Origin of the sequence: Fulvivirga aurantia (assembly GCF_009711475.1) — a bacterium.
Lineage (GTDB): Bacteria > Bacteroidota > Bacteroidia > Cytophagales > Cyclobacteriaceae > Fulvivirga > Fulvivirga aurantia.
Window position 1 is genome coordinate 1 of sequence record NZ_SMMD01000240.1, and the last position, 1,213, is coordinate 1,213.

The 1,213-nt window shown below is 37.9% G+C and carries 1 protein-coding gene; it reads left to right on the forward strand.

The window, feature by feature from the left end; all coding sequences use genetic code 11:
- The first annotated feature begins 104 nt into the window (after positions 1-104).
- Positions 105-920 carry a hypothetical protein gene (locus E1176_RS00820; RefSeq protein ID WP_155208694.1) on the forward strand — a complete coding sequence of 272 codons (816 nt, stop codon included), beginning with the start codon at positions 105-107 and terminating at the stop codon, positions 918-920.
- Positions 921-1,213: the final 293 nt, after the last annotated feature.

Sequence of the window (1,213 nt, forward strand, 5' to 3'; positions counted from 1 at the left end):
ATTAGAATGGTAAAGCCTTCGTACAACAATTATGTATGAAATCATATCCGCGCAAAGCAATCGCTCAATCCAAAGCTACAGATTCATAAATTGAACTAGATAATATGGACTCGATACGGAGATTTGAATTTAACACTATCTATATTATCGAATCCCTTGATTCAGATGACAAGAAAACTGGTGAACTTCTGTACCACGACCTTCTAAGGTGGAAACAGCTTCAAATAACCTATTTTAACTCTGAACTAATCCAAGTCAACTCAAGGTCTGAGTTCTTTCATGGGCTAGAACAAATCAAATCAAAAAGTGGGTTTGAAAATTATCCATATATCCATTTTGAAATTCATGGGAGCAAGGATGGGTTTGTTTTAAATTCAGACGAACAAGTTACTTGGGAAGAGGTTGCGAATCGCTGTAGAGAATTGAATCGAATCTGCAAGAATAATCTCCACGTTTCTCTCGCGACTTGTTTTGGTGCTTACATTTTGAAAGAGATTAAACCCTTTGATATTTCTCCTTTTTGGGGATTTATTGGACCCTGGGAAGTAGTCAAGGATCACGATATTATGGTGAGTTTTCAAACCTTTTTCGAATGCATGTTTACGGATGATTTACAGAATATTAATCTATTTAACTGTATTGAGCAATTGAATTATTCAAATGCGAATCTTCCATGGAGGTTCAACTTCTATAATGCTGAACAAGTCTTTGATAAAGCTTATGAGAATTACGAAGAGACTCATTACCAACCAGAAGCTTTAAAACAACGAATTAATAATTTGATGGCAAGAGGTCTCTCAGACATCAATATTCGGAACTCAACAACCATTCCCCAACTTCGACAGCAAATTGAAACTTATATAATCGATAATCGAGAAAAAATTCGAAAGGCTATGTATAAGAAGTTTATGATGGAATAACACTATCTACAACATAAGATATTGCCCCATCTAGCGCAAGCGACACTCAGGGGCTTTTACACACACCAAGGTGGGTGGGCCCGAACCATCAGCGGGCCAGCGCAGGCTAGTGAGGTGGCAGCTTTGATGGTTCTTGATCTTTTGGTCCTTTTGGATCAAGCCAAAACGGACAAAGTATGATAAAAGGTTAAATAAGTGTTGCTATCGCTTACTAGCAGTCTGGCCTACGCGCTTATCTCAAGCGTATCATTCACCTTCTAAAAGTCACTCTTAGAGAGCTTAAGTGAGATGTG

Excerpts from the sequence above, each read along its gene's own strand:
- E1176_RS00820 (WP_155208694.1), top strand. The coding sequence starts at position 105 with ATGGACTCGATACGGAGATTTGAATTTAACACTATCTATATTATCGAA.